Genomic DNA, 18,749 nt, shown 5'->3' on the forward strand with positions numbered 1-18,749 from the left:
GTCAGTCGACCGAGGGCCTGGCCGACACCCCGGACCGCTCGAACACTCCCTTGGGCAGCGCGAGCGTCGTCGTGGGGGTCTTGGTCCGCTCGGTGGCACCCTCGCCGGGGGCCGGCTCGCCGTCGTCGGGCAGGGCGGGGCGGGCGCGACGACCGTGCGCCGGGGGTGCGCCCGCGAGCACCGTCCGGGCGACCCGATGGACCACGAACGCGACCACGGCGAGCGCCACGGCCCCGATCACGAACTTCTGCAGCACGCCCGCGTACTCCTCGACCAGGTGCCAGCTCTCGCCCAGCACGTACCCCGCGGCCACGAAGATGCTGTTCCAGATGAGGCTGCCCGCGGTCGTCAGGAGCACGAACTTGGGCAGCGGCATCCGGTCCACCCCGGCGGGCAGCGAGATGAGGCTGCGGAAGATCGGGATCATGCGGCCGAAGAACACCGCCATGCTGCCGTGCTTGTGGAACCAGGCCTCGGTGCGGTCGACGTCCTCGAGCTTGACGAGCGGCAGCCAGCCGATGATCCGGCGCGTGCGCTCGCGCCCGACCATCGCCCCCACGTAGTACAGCGCGATCGCGCCCACGAGCGACCCGATGGTCGTCGCGAGGATCGCGGCGAAGACGTTGAAGCTGCCACGGCTCGCCGTGAAGCCCGCGAGCGGCAGGATGACCTCGCTCGGCAGCGGGGGGAACAGGTTCTCGAGCGCGATCGCGAGGCCCGCGCCGAACACGCCGAGCGTCTCCATGAGCGACACGGCCCAGCCCGCGACTCCCCCCAGGTCGGGATCGCTCGAGGCGGCCACGTTCACGAGGTCGACAGGGAGGTTCACGAAGGGCATGGAGCAGACACTATGCGCCCGAGGCCGGACATTTCGACCTCAGGTGGGTCTCCCCCGGGCACCTTCACGTGCTGTTCACGCGCCGCGCGACCGGTCTCCCGGAGCGCACCCGTCCGACGGGCTCCGGGCGTCAGTACCGCCAGCGGGACATGTCCTGCTGGTAGGTCCGGTAGACCACGGGCGACAGCAGCGTCGAGGGCTTCATGTCGACCTCGGGGCCGGGGTGGTCGCCCGCGAGCGTCGCGGTCGCCCGCAGGGAGTCGAGCGTGTGGAAGCGCAGCCCCACCGGGAGGGGCGTGGCGCCGAAGAGGCGCGCTCCGCCGTCGGGCAGGCCCACCGCACCGTCCTCCCCCGGGGCCGGGGGGAGCGACAGCACGAAGCCCCACTCCCCGAACGAGGGGACGTTGACCGACAGCGGCACCACGGTCCGGCCCGGCGAGCCCGCGCGCACCGTCGCCGCGACCTGCCAGAACGCGTTCGGGGTGAAGTACGACGACGTCGCCTGCGTCGCGTACACGCCCCCGGGCCGCAGGTGGTTCGCGACCATGGCGTAGAACTCGGTCGAGTAGAGCTTGGCGATGCGCTCGTTCGACGGGTCGACGAGGTCGATCAGGACCGCGTCGAACGTCTCGTCCGTGCTGTCCACGAAGCGGAACGCGTCGGTGTTGACGACCCGTACGCGCGGGTCGTCGAACGCGTGCTCGTTGAGGCCGCTCACGAGACGGTTGGTCCGCGCGAGCTCGGTCACCGCCGGGTCGAGGTCCACGACCGTGACCTCCCGGACGCCCGGGTAGCGCAGGACCTCGCGCGCGAGCAGCCCGTCGCCTCCCCCGAGGATCGCGACCGACGCGGGCGCCGCGACCGACGTGAGCGCCGCGTGCGCGAGGGTCTCGTGGTACCTCGCCTCGTCGAGCGAGGAGAACTGGAGCTGGTCGCTCAGGTAGAGCCGGACGTCGTCACCGAAGCTCGTGAGCACGAGCTTCTGGTAGGCCGTCGACTCGTAGTGGAGCACCGGGTCCTGGTAGAGGCGCGTGTTGATCGCGCCCTCGATCGCGCTCGACGCCGCGAAGCACACGACCAGGAACGTGACCGTCGCCCAGCTGAACCACGTCCAGCGCGTGCGACGGCCCATGCGCCGCAGCATGAACACCGCGACCAGCACGTTGAGCAGCGCGACCGCGTACGCGGTCCGCATGAGCCCCAGGTACGGCAGCATGACGAACGGGAACAGCAGCGAGGCCGCGAGCGCCCCGAAGTAGTCGACGGCGAGGACCTTCGACAGCAGCCCGACCGACTCGTCGCGCCCGTGCTCCTTGAGCAGCGCCACGAGCAGCGGGATCTCGACACCGATCCCCACGCCCAGCGCGAGCGAGAGCAGCACGAAGACGAGCCAGTACACCTCGGTCAGGCTGAACGCCGCGTACAGGATGAGGACCGAGCTGCCGCCCAGCAGGGCGAGCGCGACCTCGTTGCGCACGAAGTTCAGGCCCGGGTTCGTGGCCAGGCGCGTCGCGAGCAGCGACCCGATCCCCATGCCGAACAGCGTGAGGCCCGTCGCGACGGAGAACGCGACGACCGAGTCGCCGAACAGGTAGGACGCGGCCGTGCCGAGGATCAGCTCGTAGATGATCCCGCCGACCGCGACGAGCAGCGCGGCCGCGAACACGGTCGGCCGGTCCATGGCGCGGCCGGGGTGCGGCTCGTCGGACGTCCCGGGCGACGCCGACGACGACGGGCCCGACGGCGTCGCGCCCGCGGCGGCGGCCGCGCTCACGTCCTGGCTCACGTCCTGGCTCAGGAGAGGATCGTCCCCGCGATGATGATACCGATCGCGACGGCGAGCCCGGCGATCATGATCCCGAACGCGGTGTTGTGCTCGTCGACCAGCTCGCGGTGCAGGTTGAGCTTGAAGAGGTAGTTGACGACGACGATCGTCAGGACCAGCAGGACGATGCCCAGCACCGAGTAGACGATCGTGGACAGGAAGGCGTCGAGGCGCAGCTCGGCGAGGCTCATGATGGCTCCAGGGTGTGGTGGGGGCGGACTCGGTGGGGTCGTGCGCGGGGCGCCGGCTACTTGCCGAGGCCTCCGCCACCGCCGCCGTAGACCGAACGGCGGTAGCAGGTGTCGTTCTCGGTCTGGACGGGGGCGCCGCTCGCGTCGTACCGCTGCTCGACCGTGCGGGGCGTGCAGTCGTCGTCACGGTCGTCGTCGCACGCGGAGAAGAGGCCGATGCCCGCGACCATGACGAGCACGAACGCGACGACGGGGTTGGCCTTGACCCGTCGCGGTGCGATCCGCCTGCCGAAGTGGGCCTTCTGGCCCGCGACGTCCAGGACCGTGCCCTGGTACAGGTCGATGACGCGGTCGTCGAACTTCTCGAGCGAGAGCACCGTGTCCTGGGTGCGCAGCTCGGCGTAGGCGACGCGCTGCCCCACGGTCAGGTCGTAGGTGAACGACCCGTCGAGCGACGCGATGGTCCCGACGCCGACCTCCGAGACCTTGGTGCGGTGCTTCTTCCCGGCGACCGTGACGGTCACGATCTGCCCTGCGCGCATCCTCGCGGGGTCGAGAGCCTCCTCGGACTCGACGGGGCGGTAGAGCGTGACGTCCCGGGTGTGGTGGTCGTACTCGACCCAGAGGTCGAGGTTCTCGTACCCCAGGACCTCCCACTCCTCCCAGTGGTAGGTCACGCCGTCGGCGGGGTCCTTCTCGCCGTAGACGACGACGCCCTGCGGCAGCGAGCGCCACGGTGGCGATCCGATCAGGTGCTTGCCGAGCGTCATGCGGGCCTTGGGCCGTGGCGCCATCAGAGGAGCGTCCGGACGCTCACGCCCGCGGCGGCGAAGGTCTCGCGCAGCAGGGCGCGCGTGTCCTCCTCGAACGTGCCCGACGAGGGCGCCCGGCACGTCGTCAGGGTCAGGTAGGCGGTGCCGTCCTCGGGCCACGTGTGGACCGCGAGGTGGGACTCGGCCAGGAGGGTCGCCATGCTGAAGCCCTGGGGGGCGAAGCGGTGCGACGTCTCGCCCAGCGGGGTCAGGCCCGCGCGGTCGACGACCCGGGAGATGCAGGTACGGACGGTCTTCTCGTCGTCGAGGAGCGCGGGGTCGCCGCCGGAGACGTCGAAGACGTAGACGAGGTTGCGGTTGACCGGGTCGGTCGGCACGTGTTCTCCCTGGGCAGCGGCTGGCGGCGTCACCGTAGCGGATGCCCGATGTTCCGGAAAAATGGCGACCTTCCGGTGGACGCCGAGCGAGCCGGGACCTGGACGCCGTGCGCGCTAGGCCCCGGTGATCAGCGCGTCGAGGCGCTTGATCGGGTCCCAGGCGCCGTCCTCGCTGTTGCACACGACCGCGACCGTGGTCCCCGGTCCGCCGTCCCGCCCCGGGTAGTGCCGCACGATCGCGCTCGACCCGGTGTTGATCCCGTCCTTGGACAGGGACCGGACGCTCCCGTCCGCGGTCACCTCGATCTCGAGGCCGAATGCGAAGTGCACGGCCGCGGCCTCTCCCGGCCCCGCGCCCTCGATCTCGTGGTGCAGGGCCTGCGGGGTCAGGAACGCGGACGTGAGGTCGGGCGGCAGCAGCTCGCCCGCGCGCACGGCGTCGAGGAACCGGACGAGGTCCGCCGCGGTCGTGTGCGCGCCGCCGTCGGGCGACCCGATGGGCGGGTAGCTGTAGATGTTCTGCCGCCAGCCCACGATCCCGGGTGCACCGCGCTCGCCCGGGCGAGCGGCGCCGTCGGGCGTGGCCTCCGCCGGGACGGCGGACGCGTCCGCGCGGACGGGCTCCCAGCCCTCCGCGACGTCCGGCACGGCCTCACGCATGTCGAAGAAGCCCGACGACGTCATGCCCGCGCGCGCGAAGACGTGCTCGCGGACGTAGTCGCGGTAGGTGAGGCCCGTGGCGTGCTCGAGGGCCAGTCCTGCCAGGACGTAGCCCACGTTGCAGTAGCGGCACCCCTCGCCCACAGGGAACGTCGGGGTCTTGTGGACGAACTGCGGCAGGAAGTCCGCGGTCTGCGTGACCGCGTAGCTCGGCTTGTCGACCCACAGGGCCTCGTAGGACTCCCCCGCCTCCTCGTCGGCGTCGTCCGCGATGCCCGAGGTGTGCGAGAGCAGGTGCCGCAACGTGACCTCGCGCGGGATCCGGGTGCCGTCGAGGTCGACGTGGTCGTGGATCGAGGCATCCAGGTCGAGAGTCCCCGCGGCGACCTGCTGGAGGACCGCGACCGACGTGAAGAGCTTGGTCACCGAGGCGACGTCGAAGCGCGTCGAGGCCTTGACGGGGACACCCCAGCGCCGCGAGGCCACGCCGTAGGCCCCCTCGAAGAGCGTCCCGCCGTCCTGGGACACGAGCACGACGCCCGAGAGCTCGTCCCGCGCGGCGGCCTGCCGCAGGTGGTCGTCGAGCGCGGCGAAGGCGTCTGCTGCAGGGGTCATGCCCTCGACGGTAGGCCCGCCGGGTCGGGGCAGTCCAGGGAAAAGCCGTCGCGTCGCCCGGGCGCGGCGGCCGTCCGCACGCCTAGGGTGGGGCCGTGCGCCCACGCCTCGTCGCCGCCCTCGTCACCGCCGTCGGTGGGCTCGGCGCCGCCTGCGCGGCCCCGGGTCCCGACGACGCCCCCACCCCCACCGCCCCCCTGGGGCCGGCCGCGGTCTACCGCACCGTCGGGACGGGCGGCGACGCCGCGCTGCTCGAGGGCGTCGTGAGGATCGTCGACGGCTGTCTCTACGTCGACGGGCAGGAAGGGACGGGGCGGTACTTCCCCTACTTCCCCGTGACCGACACCGCGTGGGAGGACGACACCCTGGTCTGGGACGGCGGGCGGTACGTCGACGGCGACCCGATCTCGCTCGGTGGCGGGGAGATCGGTCCGGGTGGCCTGACCGACGCCGTCGCCCCGGACAGCTGCGACGACTCCCCCGCTTGGCTCGTCGCCCCCTGACATCCCCAGAAGCCCGACCGTTCGAAGGAGAACCACCGTGCCCCGTCCCCGCCTCGGCGTGATCGTCCCGCGCGACCTGCCGATCGCCGACCTGCTGCCGTTCGCGCTGCGTGCCGAGGAGATCGGCCTCGACGAGATCTGGGTGGTCGAGGACTGCTTCTTCCGGGGCGGGATCGCGCAGGCCGCGACGATCCTGGCCCGGACGCAGGCGATCCGCGTGGGTATCGGGATCCTGCCGGCCGCTGTCCGCAGCCCGGCCATGACCGCGCTCGAGGCAGGGACGCTCGCGGAGCTCCACCCCGGGAGGCTGCTGCTGGGGATCGGTCACGGGATGCCCGAGTGGATGCGGCAGATCGGCGTGTGGCCCAAGAGCCCGCTGGCCCTGCTCGAGGAGACCACGGGCGCGGTCCGCGCCCTCCTGCACGGCGAGCGTCTCAGCGTCGACGGACGCTACGTACAACTCGATGATGTTGCGTTGTACAGCCCTCCGGCGGTGGCGCCGCCCGTCCTCAACGGGGTGCGCGGGCCCAGGTCCTTGGAGGTCGCGGGCCGCGTCGCCGACGGCACGATCCTCGACATGCCCGTGACCCCCGAGTACCTGGCGACGGTCCGCGAGGCCGTCGGACGAGGCCGGGGCGCGGCGGGCACGAGCGCCCCGCCCGAGCACACGCTCGTCGCGTTCAGCCTCGCCGTGGTGCACGACGACGTCGCGGCAGCCCGCGAGATCGTCCGGCCCGCACTGGCCACGTTCGGCGCCGCGGACTGGACCGCGCAGATCGACCCGCTCCCGTTCGCGGCCGCGTTCCGGGAGCTGCGCGACGCGAGCGCGACCCCTGAGGCCTTCGCCCGCGCGATGCCCGACGAGTGGGTCGACCAGCTCGCGATCGTCGGGCCCCCCGACGTCGTCCGGGCACGGCTGTCCGCGCTCGAGGCCAACGGCGTCAGCAGCGTGGTGGTCGTCCCCACGAGCCCCGACCCGGAGCGCCCGGACGACCCGTTCGCGGCGCTCGACGCGCTCGCCCGCGTCGTGCTCCCCGCTGCGCGATGAGCCGATGCCCCGTCCCGCGGAGGACGGGGCCGGGCCGGTCGCGATGACGTCAGGCCGGTCTCGCCCGCGCCGTCCTCAGTGGATGAGCTCTCGCCAGTTCTCGGGGACCCGCTGTGCGGGACCGGGCGTCGTCTGGTCCTCGGGGTGCGCGATCGGCGGCGCGAGGTCCGGCCCCTCGAACGACTGCTCCGAGACGTAGTCCCAGTACCAGTCCTCGCCCGGCTCGTAGGTGCGCATGAGCCGGTGGCCGGTCTCCCGGAAGTGCGCCGTGGCGTGCTGGGAGGGCGACGTGTCGCAGCACCCCACGTGCCCGCACTGCGCGCACCTGCGCAGATGTACCCACCAGCCCTCGGACACCTCGCACTCGGCGCAGCCGGGACCGCTCGGCGGCACCGCCAGGTCGAGGGACTCCTCGAGGCCGGGGGCGCCGCCGTCGTCGGCCGCCGTCAAACCTGTGCCCCGACGCTCCGCACGACCGGCTCCCAGTCCGCCGGGTCGAGCGGCTCGGCCGGCTCGGCAGCGGCCCAGCCGCGGGCTGCCTCGATCGTCGACGAGAGCAGCTCGTGGAGCGCGTCGTCGGCGTCCCGGGAACCGGCCTCCGAGATCCCCTGGACCGCGGCGGCGACGATGCTCGGGGCAGCGTCACGGGCGAACCGGGCCGGGCGCAGGCGCGAGCCCTTGCAGAACGACTCGGCCCAGGCCGCGGTCCTCGGCACCTTGTCCAGTGCCTCCTGCGACGCCGGGGTGCGGGTGCCGGGCTCGCGCCCCTCGAGCTGGTCGAGCATGCGCTCGCCCGCGATGATCGCGACCGCGAGGACGTCCTGACGGTCGCTCGGCGACACGGGCAGCGCCGTCTGCGCGGCGCGCAGCGAGATCCACACGCTCCAGCGCGGGTCGTCGGACCGCAGCCCGATCACGGACGGGATGAGGATCGCCAGGCGCGGCCGGGCTGCATCGCTCGTGAGGTCGTTGACCGCCCGCGCGAGCATCGCGACGAGCGGGTGCGTGCACTGGGGATGATCGCTCCAGCGCTCGCCGGCCAGGTACGACGCGAGCTCCATGAAGCACGCGCCCTTCTTCGGGTTGCGGTGCTTGCCGCGTCCTAGCATGGGTAGCACGTCGTACGTCGATGTCACGAGGGCACCTCCATCAAGGGGTCCGGTCCATTCCAGTCTGCGACCGGCACCCCAGGTTGGCAACGGGTGGGACGCCGACCGTCCGCAGGCCCGGGCCGGGCCGGTGGCGGGGCGTCGCGGAACCGCTCGTCCAGCCACGCGAGGAAGGGCTCGACGACGACCGCCGCCAGCACCTCGTAGCCCGCCGCACCGGGGTGGTACCCGTCGCCGTCCCGCACCTCGTGGCGCCAGACCTGGCTCCGCACGGTGGCCGAGAACGTGTCGACGAACGGGACGCCCCGTCGCTCCGCCGCCTCCCGCAACGCCTCGCTCGTGCCGAGCAGGCGCAGGTTCTGCGCGTCGTCGTCGACCGCGGGCGGGCCGACGAGCAGGACCGACGCCGCGCCGGCCGCCTCGCACGACCTGTCGAACACACCGACGGTCCCGGAGGGCGTCACGCGCACCCGTCCCTCCACCAGGACCGTGTCGTTGACCCCGAACGACAGCACCACCCCGGAGCGCACCCCGGACGGCAACCGTGGCGCCAGCTCGCGCGCCAGCCGGTCGCCGACGTCCACGGACGTGTCCCCCCGGACGCCCAGGTTGTACGCCGTCAGGCGATGCCCACGCGCGACCGCGGCCGCCGTGACGCGCCCGACCCACCCCAGGGCCGTCGGGTCACCGGTCCCCGCGACGAACGAGTCCCCCACGAAGCACGTCCGGACGTCCGGCCCTGGCATCGACATGTCGCCGATCGTAGGGCTGTCCCGCACCGCACGCAGGGCCCGCCCGTCGTCCCTCCCCGGGGCCCGTCGCCGGGCGGCTTCACCCCTAAGGCGCCTCAGACCACCTCAGGCGGGATACGCCGTCGGGCCTGAGGTGGTGGAGACCCAGAAACTACCCGCTCGACCGATGCACGACCGGCCCGCTCAGCACGAGAGTGAGGATCACAGCGGGCACCAGGTCCGCGACGACGACGCGACAGCGAGGACGACCATGAACGAGACGTACGTGCTGGGGTTCGAGGCCGAGATGGCCTACCGCCAGCAGCAGCTCAGCAGCGAGTTCGACCACCACGAGGGCGTCCTGATGCACTGGATCCGGAGCCACCGCATGGGGCACAGGACCCGCAGTCCCCACGCGCGCAGCACCGGTCAGAGCGGATGACCGGACCCTCCTCCGGTCGGGTGAGCCGAGGACGCACACCGCCCTCGGCACCACCTGGACCCCGGTTCCCGGCCGGACCGGAGGAGGGGTTCGTCACACCGGGCGGCGAGTATCAGGAAACTTCGTGGCAGGCGTCACACCCCGCTGCGAGGATGGGCAGCATGCCGCGCCCCTCCCAGGCCCACTTCGTCGCACGACAGCACCAGCTCGACGTGATCGCCGCGGCGGTGGGCCGCGCCGCGGCCGGGCAGCCCGGCGCGATCCTCCTCGGCGCCGACGCCGGGGTCGGCAAGTCACGCCTCCTGGTCCGGGCCGGCGAGCTCGCGCGCGACATGGGCGCGACCGTCGTCGTGAGCCACTGCGTGGACCTCGGCGACGTCGGCCTGCCCTACCTCCCCTTCACCGAGGCCCTCTCCGAGCTCCGCTCCACGCACGAGGTCGTCGACCAGACCGTCGACGCCCGGCCCGCCCTGGGGCGGCTCCTCGACGCCGGGCCCTCGGCCCTCGACGGCAACGGCGAGGACCAGGCCGGCCGGCTCCAGCTCTTCGAGAGCATCACCGCCGCGCTCACGGCCCCCGGGCGTCCCGGCGCCCCGCTCGTCCTCGTCATCGAGGACCTCCACTGGGCCGACGCGTCCACCCGCGACGTCCTGCGCTTCCTCGTCGCCCGTCTGCGCGCCGACCACCTGCTCGTCGTCGCGAGCTACCGCACCGACGACCTCCACCGCCGGCACCCGTTGCGCCCCGTGCTCGCCGAGCTCCGGCGGCACCCGCGCGTCGACCACCTCGCCCTGGACCCGTTCACCCCGGCCGAGCTCAAGCAGTTCACCGCCGCGGTCGCGGGGCGGTCGCTGCCCAAGAACGACTTCGAGCGGGTCATGAAGCGCTCGGAGGGCAACGCGTACTTCGCGGAGGAGCTCGTCGAGGCCGGGCCGCAGGCCGACGCGCTGCCCTGGTCGCTCGCCGACGTCCTGCACGCGCGACTCGAACAGCTCGAGCCCGACGTCCAGCAGCTCGCCCGCATCGCCTCGCTCGCCGGGCGGGTCGTCGCCGAGCCGCTGCTGCGAGCCGTCGTCGGGCAGGACCTCGGCGTCTTCTCCCTCGGTGGGCTGCGGGCGCCGGGCGCACCACTGATCCGCGCGGCCTCCGACCAGATGTTCGACGCGACGCTCCGGGAGGCCGTGGCCCACCACGTGCTCACGGTCGAGGGCGGCAAGATCGCGTTCCGCCACGCCCTGCTGGCCGAGGCCATCGCGGCCGACCTCCTGCCCGGAGAGCAGGTCGCGCTGCACCGCGCGTACCTGGCCGCCCTCACCGAGGACCCGTCTCTGGGCTCCCCCGCGCAACGCGCCCACCACGCGCTGTCCGCGCACGAGACGACGACGGCGCTCGTCGCCTCCCGCGAGGCCGCGCGCCGGGCAGGCAGGGTGCTCGCACCCGCCGAGGAGCTCCGGCACCTCGAACAGGTCCTCCGGCTGTGGGACGCCGTCCCGCAGGCGGCCGAGCTGCTGGGCGAGGACCGCGTCGACGTCGCCGTCGCGGCGGCCGCCGCCGCGAGCCGCGCGGGCGAGCCGGACCGCGCGGTCGCGATCGCGCGCAAGCTCGTCGAGCTCACGGCGGACGACCCGTTGCGCCAGGCGTCGCTGCGCCACGTGCTGTCCCTGCACCTCCTGGGCACCGAGCAGGTCGAGGAGGTCATCGAGCACACGGCCGCGGCGCTCGCGGTGCTGCCCGCCGAGCCTCCGTCGCGCGACCGCGCCTGGACCCTCGCGACCCGTGCCCGCGCCGCGATGAACCTCGACCGTGCGGAGATGGACGTCGTCGCGCGGGAGACCGCGGAAGAGGCCATCACGGTCGCCCGGGCGATCGACGCCCCCGACGTCGAGGCCGACGCCCTCACGACGCTCGCGGGGCTGGAGGTCGACGACGCGGACCGCGCGGCCGGCCTCCTCGCGAACGCGCGCGAGCGCGCCCAGGCCGCGGGCGACCTCCTCACGGAGATGCGCTGCTGGTACAACATCGCGGCCAACCGCTACTACTCGGGCGACCTGGCCCAGGCCCTCGTCGAGGCGCACACGGGGCTCGAGCACGCGGTCGCGGCCGGGCTCGGCTGGAACGGCTACGGGGTCGAGCTCCGCCTCTTCAGCGAGCTCGTCCGCTATGCCACGGGCGACCTCCGCCCGCCCCCCGCGTCGCCCGACCAGATGCCCCCCAGCGCGGTCGCCGCGCTCTCGGCCGCGCAGCTCTACGCGGCCGTCGCGCGCGGGGACCAGGACGTGGTCGAGCGCGCTCGCGCCCTGCGGCCGGAATGGCGGCGCGACGGGCAGATCGCCCTCATCGCGGGCGGCTGCATGGTCGACGCCCTGGTCTGGTCGGCACACCGCGACGAGGCGCTGACCTACGCGCAGGAGCTCATCGTCTACCTGGGCCGCACCTGGAGCGACTACTTCCTGGGCCGGATCTGGATCTCGGCGCTCGCACTGACCGCCCTGGCCGACGCAACGGAGGAGCGACGCCTCGTCGGCGCGGACGTCGGGGACCTGGTCGCCCAGGGCGACGCGCTGCTCGCCGAGGCCGAGACCACCGCGCTGCGGGGGCGACCGCGGGGCGGACGGCTCGGCCCGGAGGGCGTCGCGTGGCTCGTGCGCGCCCGTGCCGAGCACAGCCGCCTCACGGGCACCAACGACCCGTCGCTCTGGGAAGAGGCCACGAACGCCTTCGACTACGGGTACCGCTACGAGGTCGCCCGCTCCCGGTGGCGCTGGGCGCAGTCGCTGCTCGCCGTCGGCGACCGCGACGGGGCGGCGGCCCAGGCGGGCGAGGCGCTCGAGGAGGCCGACGACATGGGGGCCGCGCCGCTCATGGCCGCCCTGCGGGACCTCGCGCGCCGCGGACGCCTCGACCTGCCAGGCCTGCGCCGCGGTGCGACGACGGTCCTGACCGACCGCGAGGAGGAGGTCCTGGTGCTCGTCGCGCAGGGCCTGACGAACCGGCAGGTCGGCGAACGCCTGTTCATCAGCGGCAAGACCGTGAGCGTCCACGTCTCGAACGTCCTGGCCAAGCTGCACGCGTCGGGACGCACCGAGGCCGTCTCGATCGCGCACCAGCGAGGGCTCATCGAGATCTGACGGCGAGGCGGCCCGCCGAGGGGCTGCCACACCCAGGAGGCCGCGACCCAGGAGGCCCGACCCGGGAGGTCGGGGCCCACCTGGTGCGCCAGGGTCGCCCGGACGCGCCCCGGTTCACCGACGGTCAGGCGCGCGAGAACGAGACGTCGAGCAGGCAGCGCCGCCAGGCGTCGGGATCGACGCCGAGGTCCTCAGGGAGGGCGTTCCCGTTCGCCCCCCGGGGCACGGCCTCGCCTCGGAGGCCGAGGCAGAACGCCATGACGTCCGGCTCCGCCGCCGTCGGGAGCCGGCTCAGCTCGAGCATCACGCTGTCCTCGGGCGACACGAACCGGCGGTCGGTCGTGCCGGTCGAGCGGACGACGTCGCCCGTCTGCGGGTCGTAGGTCGATGCGCAACCGGGGTCCTCTGCGCTGCACGCCGCGACGTTCCAGGTGGAGCTCGAGACCTGCAGCGCGGCCCGGAAGGGCGGTCTGTCGCCGGGGACGTCGGAGCGCACGACGTACATCTCGACGTCCTCCCCCACGAACGGCAGGGTCGGCACGGCCACGGAGGTGACCTGGCCGCCGTCGGGTCCGGGGATCGGCTCCCAGGTCGAGAGGTAGGTGACCCGCTCGGACCACCCGCCGCTCGGCTCGACGAGTCCCAGCAGGAGCTGCGTCCCCGTCGCGAGCGTGATCGTCGACATGCCCGCCACGTCGTCGAGGACGACCGTGGTCGGCGTCCCCCCGCCGCGCAGGCGCTCGAGCTCCGCCTCGTCCCCCACGACGACCTGGACGTGCGGATCCTCCATCGGGGCGTACCCGAGGGCGGCCATCTCCTGGATGTAGTCGGGGTCCGAGCGGTCCAGGGTCGGGTCGACGGGCATCTGCAAGGGTGCCCCGGCCGTGAGCTCGACCGACGCGACGACCATGAACCGATCGCCGTCCGCACCGGTCCCGATCCCCGTGTCCAGGACGATCGTCCCGTCCGGGCGCTCGTAGGTCGCGGCCTCGGAGACCGCCGTGACCTCCGGGGCGACCTTCTCGTGCACGATCTCGGTGCTCAGGGCCCGGTAGGAGGCCGCGGGGACGAGGTTCCGGGCGAGGTCGCCGGGGACCCCGCTCGTGACCGCGACGCCGAGGACGGCCACGGCCGTGACCGCGGCGGCGCCCGCGACGGCGCGTCGCACGGTCGACTTGCGTCTGCTGGTCAGCAGGACCACCGGAAGGTCGAGCGTCGAGGGCGGTACCGCGTCCGCCGCGGCGTGCAGCCGGTCGAACAGGTCGTCGTCCTGAGGACCGGTCATGAGGTTTCGCCCTTCGTGGAGGGGTCGTCGAGGATGGCGCGGAGCCGGGCGAGCGCCCGGGACGTGGTCGACTTGACGGTGCCGACGGGCATGCCGAGCTCTGCCGACACCTCGGCCTCCGACAGGTCCAGCAGGTGCCGCATGACCACGACGCGGCGCTGCTTGAGGGGGAGCTGGAGGAGGGCCCGGACGACCAGGTCGCGGTCGTCGACGGCGCTGGGAGCCGGCCCGCCGCGGCGGCCGGCCGGGACCCTGACGAGCTCCTCGGCGTGCTGCTGGAGGTCCTCGGGTCCTGCCAGCACCTCGCGCCGCGTCCGTCGCCACGAGTCGATGCGCAGGTTGGCGAGGATGCGCCGTGCGTAGACCAGCGGGTCGCCGTCACGGGCTCGGGACCAGGCCCGGTAGGTCCGTTCGAACGTCTGCTGCGTGAGCTCCTCGGCGCGGTGCTGGTCGCCGCTCAGGAGGTAGGCCATGCGGTGGAGGGGGTCGACGGCCCGCGCCATGAAGGCCGTGAACTCGGCGTTCCTCGTCGCGTGCAGCATCCCGGGGTGCTCGGCGGCCCGGTGGTCGTCGAACTCCGCGTCGAAGCGGTCCGACGCGGCGTCGTCGGGAGGGACGGTGCCGAGCGTGGTGCTGCCGGGTCCCGGGAAGGAGTCTGCGCCGACGAGCGGCAGGACGAGGGCCATCAGGGCTCCCGTCGTGCGGCGACGCAGCGGAGCGGCGGGACGACGGCGCGCGGGCGCGGTGAGCGCCGGGTCTCGACGAGCTCGACGTCGCGGACCAGGGCGTCGTGGGCGTGCCGGACCAGGAGGGCCTGCCGCTCGGGCGTGAGGCCGTCCCGCCGGTGGGCGCCGAGGGAGCGGCTGTCCGAGAGCCGCTCGACCGCGACGAGCCGGTCGAGCAGCGCGAGCGACTCGACCCGGCCTGCCGCGCCGGTGACGTGGGCCCGGACCACCCTCTCGGCGAGAGCGCGCCGCTGCCCGCCGGCCGGGAGGCACGAGCCGTCCAGGAGGAGCATCCCCAGCGGCCTGCGGGTCACGAGCCATCCCCTGTCGTCGTCGGTCAGGACGATGTGCGCCCCGCTCACCGCCGCCCGCCGGGGCGCGAGGTGCCACCACGCCATGATGGCGCAGACGCCTCCTGCGGCGAGGCCGACGACCACGGCCGGCCCGGGGCGCGGCAGGAGCCAGGCCAGGGCGAGGACCAGGAGCGACGTGCCCAGGATCCCGGCGGCGGCGACCTCACCGGTCGACGCCCTGCGCAGGGCGTCCCGCAGCCCGCCCCTGGCTGCCGGGGGAGCTGCCCGGGGGTCGGTCGGTCGCGGCCGGTGCATCGTCGTCACGATCGGAACACGCAGCGGGCGGCGCAGAGGTTCCCTCCGGGTGGCGACCAGTTCTCTCCCAGGTTTCGTCGAGCCTCTCCGCACGCACCACACACATAACCTACGCATCCGTAGGTTACGGTGTAGTAGTGAACACCTTGGCAAAGCAGCCCTGGCTGAGTCGGTACTCCCCAGGGGTTCCCGCGACCGTCGACGTCCCCGACGAGCCCGTCACCGCGGCGCTCGCCCGAGCAGCTGCCCGCTGGCCCGACCGGGTCGCGGTCGACTTCTTCGGCGCCACGACCACGTACGCGCGGCTCGCCGAGCAGGTGGACCGCGCCGCGAGCGCCCTGTCCGCCCTCGGCGTGCGCAGCGGCGACCGGGTCGCGCTCGTCATGCCCAACAGCTCGTCGCACGTCGTCGCGTTCAACGCCGTGCTGCGGCTGGGTGCCGTGGTCGTCGAGCACAACCCCACCTACTCGGCCGACGAGCTGGCCCACCAGCTCGCGGACTCGGGCGCGACGGTCGCGCTCGTGTGGCAGAAGGCCGTCCCCACGGTCCTCGCCGCGAAGGCCGGGACCGAGCTGCGCACGGTCGTGTCGGTCGACGTCGTCCGTGACCTGCCGCTCGTCAAGCGCGTCGCGCTGCACCTGCCCGTCAAGACGGCCCGCACCCTCAAGTCCGCGCTGCGCGGCCCGGCGTCCGCGGGCGTCCCGGACTGGCACCGGCTCGTCGCGAGCGCCGGACCGCTCGACCCGTCGACCCCCCAGCCCACGGCCGACGACGTCGCGCTCCTCCAGTACACGGGCGGCACCACGGGCACGCCCAAGGGCGCGGTCCTGACGCACCGCAACCTCGTCGCGAACACCGTGCAGGGCCAGGCGTGGGCGTCGTTCCGCGAGGGCGAGGAGACCATCTACGGCGTCCTGCCGTTCTTCCACGCGTTCGGGCTCACGTTCTGCCTGACCCTGGGCGTGCGGATCGGCGCGACACTCGTCGCGTTCCCCAAGTTCGACGCCGACTCGGTCCTGGCCGCGCAGAAGCGTCGCCCCGCGACGTTCCTGCCGGGCGTCGCGCCCATGTTCGACCGCATCTCGGCCGCCGCCGCCACGGCCCGCAAGGCGGGCAAGCCGGTGGACCTGCACTCGATCCGCCTCGCCTTCGCGGGCGCCATGCCCATCAGCCCGACGACGGCGCGCACCTGGGAGGAGACGACCGGCGGCCTGCTCATCGAGGGCTACGGCATGACGGAGACGTCGCCCGTCGCGCTCGGCAACCCCGTGTCGGCCGACCGGCGCCCCGGCACGCTGGGCCTGCCCTTCCCGAGCACCGACATCCGCGTCGTCGACCAGGACGACCCGACGCAGGACGCCGTCCCGGACGAGGACGGCACGGTCCGCGGCGAGCTCCTCATCAGCGGCCCGCAGGTCTTCCAGGGGTACTGGAACCGCCCTGAGGAGACGGCCCACCAGCTCCTCGACGGCGGCTGGCTGCGCACCGGCGACGTCGTGACAGTGGACGCGGACGGCGTGGTCACGCTCGTCGACCGCATCAAGGAGATGATCATCACCGGTGGGTTCAAGATCTACCCGTCGCAGGTCGAGGACCACCTGCGTCTCATGCCCGGCATCCGGGACGTGGCCGTCGTGGGTCTGCCGGGCGAGGGCTCGGACGAGCGCGTGGCCGCGGCCGTCGTGCTCGACGAGGAGCACGACCCGGCGGGCGGTCTGCCGATCGACCTCGCGGCCGTGCGCGCCTGGGGCGAGCAGAAGCTCGCACGCTACGCCCTGCCCAAGCACCTGTTCGTGGTGCCCGACCTGCCGCGCTCGCAGATCGGCAAGGTGCTGCGCCGCGTCGTCCGCGACAGCGTGCTGCACAAGCCGACCGACGGCGACGGCCCGGGGCACCCGACCGGGGGCGCGGCACCGACCGCCTGACCCGTCCCGTCCCAGCACGTCGCGAGGCCCCTCCCGGAACCCGGGAGGGGCCTCGTGCCCTGTCACGGGTCCGACGGGCACAGGTCCTGTCACGGGTCCGACGGGGCGCAGGTCGCCGGGGTCAGGGGGCGAGCAGCTCCCGCACGTGCGCCGCGATGTCGTCGCGCACCAGCCGCATGCGCTCCATGCCCTCGATGCCGCGCAGCGACGGCTCGTCGGTGTCCCAGACCACGACGGGCGTCCCGTCGTCGGTCGCCACCTGCGCGTCCCGGCCCAGGACGACCACCACGTCGGCGCGCGCCACGAGCTCCGGGGTGAGCGGCTTGGGCTGCTCGCCGGAGAGGTCGACGCCGACCTCGGCGAGGGCCTCGACCGAGAGCGCGTTGAGGCTCGAGCCCGGGGCGGTCCCGGCGGAGTCGACGTGGACGTCGGGCGCGACCTGCCGCGCCAGGCCCGCGGCCATCTGGGACTTGCCGCCGTTCTTCACGCACACGAACAGGACGGATCGGGGCGCGCTCATCGGGGGTCCTCCTGCTCGTCGGCCGACCGGCCGTGGGCGGTCCCGGTCGCGAGTCCCAGGCTGGCGGCGGGGGCGCCGAACGCGACGAGCACGGGCTCCGGTGCCGCCGGGGACGTGCCGCAGCACGAGACCTCGGCCGCCTCGCCGGACCCGGGGTCGAGCACGAGGTCGGTCGAGCAGACCCCGGTCGCGGGCAGGTCGAGCTGGACCAGGTCCGCCGACTCGCGGTCACCGGCCAGGGCCGCGGCGATCGAGCGCACCTGTTCGTAGCCCGTCGCGAGCAGGAACGTCGGGGCGCGGCCGTAGCTCTTCATGCCCACGACGTAGAAGCCCGTGTCGGGGTGCGCGAGCAGGGCCTCGCCGTGCGGCGGGACGGTCCCGCACGAGTGGTGGTTCGGGTCGATCAGGTCCGCGAGCGCCCGCGGGGACTCGACCACCGGGTCCAGGTCGAGCCGGACCTCGCGCAGCACGTCCAGGTCGGGGCGGAACCCGGTCGCCCCGACGATCGTGTCGACCTCGAGGTCGAGCACCCCGTCCCGCGTGGCTCCCTGCACCCGGACGGGCTCCGCGCCGGGCGCGACGGGGTCGATCCGCTCGATCGAGGTGCGGGTCAGGAGCGTGACGAGCCCTGACTCGACCGCCTCGCGCAGGCGGGTCCCCAGGAGTCCTCGGGCGGGCAGCTGGTCGTCGGCTCCGCCGCCGTAGAGGCGCCGTGGCGATCCGCCGCGGACGGCCCAGGCGATGCGGGTGCCGGGCTCGTCGCGGGCGAGCTCGACCAGGCTCAGCAGCGTGTTCGCGGCCGAGTGCCCCATGCCGACGACGAGCGTCCGCCGGCCCGCGAACCGCTCGCGGTCGGCGCCCAGGACGTCGGGCAGCGGTCCGGTCACGGCCGCGGCCTCGGGCTCACCGATCGCGGGCAGCCCGCCCGTCCCGACCGGGTTCGGCTGCCCCCACGTGCCGGACGCGTCGAGGACCGCGCGGGCGCGCACGTGGTGCGTGGCGCCGTCGGGCCCCTGGACGCGGACCGAGTACGGGAGGCGTTCGCGACCGAGCGAGCGCGTCTTGTCCGCGCCCTCTCGCGAGATCCCGACGACGCGCGACGACGTCCGCAGGCGGGACGCGATCTGCGGGGTCGCGGCGAGCGGTGCCAGGTAGTGTTCGACGAGCTCGGCGCCTGTGGGGAGCCCGTCGGGGTCCGGGGCGGTCCACCCCGAGGCGTCGAGCAGGCGGCGCGCGGCGGCGTCGACGTCGTAGCGCCACGGGGAGAACAGGCGCACGTGCCCCCATGCTGCGACGGCCGCGCCCGCCCGGTCCCCCGCCTCCAGGACGAGCGGTTCGATGCCGCGCTCGAGCAGGTGGGCGGCGGCGGCGAGTCCGACGGGCCCTGCCCCCACGACGACGACGGGCAGCTCCTCGTGACCTGGCATGGCGTTCCTTCCTCGGGTG

At 73.9% G+C, this 18,749-nt stretch carries 19 protein-coding genes; 5 read left to right on the top strand and 14 right to left on the bottom strand.

The window, feature by feature from the left end:
• Window position 1 precedes the first annotated feature (1 nt).
• The 6 genes from NHG27_RS05350 to NHG27_RS05375 form a co-directional block, all read right to left on the bottom strand.
• On the bottom strand, window positions 2-838 hold the full coding sequence (locus NHG27_RS05350) for a DedA family protein (protein ID WP_193719138.1): 837 nt from the start codon (window positions 836-838) through the stop codon (window positions 2-4).
• 130 nt (window positions 839-968) lie between these two features.
• Window positions 969-2,624, bottom strand: coding sequence for a polyamine aminopropyltransferase (locus tag NHG27_RS05355; RefSeq protein ID WP_497015003.1), 1,656 nt, complete (start codon window positions 2,622-2,624; stop codon window positions 969-971).
• A gap of 8 nt (window positions 2,625-2,632) precedes the next feature.
• Window positions 2,633-2,854 carry a DUF350 domain-containing protein gene (locus NHG27_RS05360; RefSeq protein WP_191790103.1) on the bottom strand — a complete coding sequence of 74 codons (222 nt, stop codon included), beginning with the start codon at window positions 2,852-2,854 and terminating at the stop codon, window positions 2,633-2,635.
• A 56-nt stretch (window positions 2,855-2,910) separates the two neighbouring features.
• Complete coding sequence (locus NHG27_RS05365; RefSeq protein ID WP_497015004.1) at window positions 2,911-3,648, bottom strand: hypothetical protein; 738 nt, start codon at window positions 3,646-3,648, stop codon at window positions 2,911-2,913.
• Window positions 3,648-4,004, bottom strand: a complete 357-nt coding sequence (locus NHG27_RS05370; protein WP_193719140.1) for an S-adenosylmethionine decarboxylase family protein — start codon at window positions 4,002-4,004, stop codon at window positions 3,648-3,650. Before NHG27_RS05370 ends, NHG27_RS05365 begins: the two co-directional genes overlap by 1 nt.
• Before the next feature lie 114 nt (window positions 4,005-4,118).
• Complete coding sequence (locus NHG27_RS05375) at window positions 4,119-5,279, bottom strand: serine hydrolase domain-containing protein (protein WP_497015005.1); 1,161 nt, start codon at window positions 5,277-5,279, stop codon at window positions 4,119-4,121.
• 95 nt (window positions 5,280-5,374) lie between these two features.
• Between NHG27_RS05375 and NHG27_RS05380 the strand changes: the two genes are divergently transcribed.
• The gene (locus NHG27_RS05380) at window positions 5,375-5,782 is read left to right on the top strand and encodes a hypothetical protein (protein WP_497015006.1); all 408 of its coding nucleotides are present in this window, start codon (window positions 5,375-5,377) and stop codon (window positions 5,780-5,782) included.
• A gap of 37 nt (window positions 5,783-5,819) precedes the next feature.
• Entirely contained in the window at window positions 5,820-6,830 is a 1,011-nt protein-coding gene (locus NHG27_RS05385) for an LLM class flavin-dependent oxidoreductase (RefSeq protein WP_497015007.1), read from the top strand.
• A gap of 75 nt (window positions 6,831-6,905) precedes the next feature.
• Here NHG27_RS05385 and NHG27_RS05390 read toward each other — a convergent pair whose 3' ends face one another.
• From NHG27_RS05390 to NHG27_RS05400, 3 genes are read right to left on the bottom strand one after another with little or no spacing between them, the layout of a single operon-like run.
• Entirely contained in the window at window positions 6,906-7,280 is a 375-nt protein-coding gene (locus NHG27_RS05390) for a UBP-type zinc finger domain-containing protein (RefSeq protein WP_497015008.1), read from the bottom strand.
• Window positions 7,277-7,939 (bottom strand): hypothetical protein, encoded by a 663-nt coding sequence (locus NHG27_RS05395; protein ID WP_193719200.1) that lies wholly within the window; start codon window positions 7,937-7,939, stop codon window positions 7,277-7,279. The genes NHG27_RS05390 and NHG27_RS05395 overlap by 4 nt, the downstream gene beginning before the upstream one ends.
• A 23-nt stretch (window positions 7,940-7,962) precedes the next feature.
• The gene (locus tag NHG27_RS05400) at window positions 7,963-8,691 is read right to left on the bottom strand and encodes a GDSL-type esterase/lipase family protein (RefSeq protein ID WP_497015009.1); all 729 of its coding nucleotides are present in this window, start codon (window positions 8,689-8,691) and stop codon (window positions 7,963-7,965) included.
• Between the two features lie 250 nt (window positions 8,692-8,941).
• Here NHG27_RS05400 and NHG27_RS05405 point away from each other — a divergent pair, with 250 nt between their 5' ends.
• Together NHG27_RS05405 and NHG27_RS05410 are read left to right on the top strand one after the other, a co-directional pair.
• Window positions 8,942-9,112 carry a hypothetical protein gene (locus tag NHG27_RS05405; protein WP_193719144.1) on the top strand — a complete coding sequence of 57 codons (171 nt, stop codon included), beginning with the start codon at window positions 8,942-8,944 and terminating at the stop codon, window positions 9,110-9,112.
• A gap of 161 nt (window positions 9,113-9,273) precedes the next feature.
• The gene (locus NHG27_RS05410) at window positions 9,274-12,240 is read left to right on the top strand and encodes a helix-turn-helix transcriptional regulator (protein ID WP_497015010.1); all 2,967 of its coding nucleotides are present in this window, start codon (window positions 9,274-9,276) and stop codon (window positions 12,238-12,240) included.
• Window positions 12,241-12,364: 124 nt separating this feature from the next.
• Here NHG27_RS05410 and NHG27_RS05415 read toward each other — a convergent pair whose 3' ends face one another.
• Genes NHG27_RS05415 through NHG27_RS05425 form a run of 3 tightly spaced genes read right to left on the bottom strand, consistent with a single transcriptional unit; the run spans window position 12,365 to window position 14,858 of the window.
• Window positions 12,365-13,525, bottom strand: coding sequence for a hypothetical protein (locus tag NHG27_RS05415; protein WP_497015011.1), 1,161 nt, complete (start codon window positions 13,523-13,525; stop codon window positions 12,365-12,367).
• Window positions 13,522-14,211 (bottom strand): SigE family RNA polymerase sigma factor, encoded by a 690-nt coding sequence (locus NHG27_RS05420; protein WP_497015012.1) that lies wholly within the window; start codon window positions 14,209-14,211, stop codon window positions 13,522-13,524. The genes NHG27_RS05415 and NHG27_RS05420 overlap by 4 nt, the downstream gene beginning before the upstream one ends.
• Window positions 14,211-14,858 carry a hypothetical protein gene (locus NHG27_RS05425; protein WP_497015013.1) on the bottom strand — a complete coding sequence of 216 codons (648 nt, stop codon included), beginning with the start codon at window positions 14,856-14,858 and terminating at the stop codon, window positions 14,211-14,213. The genes NHG27_RS05420 and NHG27_RS05425 overlap by 1 nt, the downstream gene beginning before the upstream one ends.
• Window positions 14,859-14,995: 137 nt before the next feature.
• Between NHG27_RS05425 and NHG27_RS05430 the strand changes: the two genes are divergently transcribed.
• Entirely contained in the window at window positions 14,996-16,783 is a 1,788-nt protein-coding gene (locus tag NHG27_RS05430; protein ID WP_193719148.1) for an AMP-binding protein, read from the top strand.
• A gap of 121 nt (window positions 16,784-16,904) precedes the next feature.
• Here the strand turns inward: NHG27_RS05430 and NHG27_RS05435 are convergent, their stop codons facing one another.
• Together NHG27_RS05435 and NHG27_RS05440 are read right to left on the bottom strand one after the other, a co-directional pair.
• The gene (locus NHG27_RS05435) at window positions 16,905-17,303 is read right to left on the bottom strand and encodes an arsenate-mycothiol transferase ArsC (RefSeq protein WP_193719149.1); all 399 of its coding nucleotides are present in this window, start codon (window positions 17,301-17,303) and stop codon (window positions 16,905-16,907) included.
• Entirely contained in the window at window positions 17,300-18,730 is a 1,431-nt protein-coding gene (locus tag NHG27_RS05440; RefSeq protein ID WP_497015014.1) for an NAD(P)-binding protein, read from the bottom strand. The genes NHG27_RS05435 and NHG27_RS05440 overlap by 4 nt, the downstream gene beginning before the upstream one ends.
• Window positions 18,731-18,749: the final 19 nt, after the last annotated feature.

The sequence above is a fragment of the Oerskovia sp. 140933 genome, from assembly GCF_059651515.1.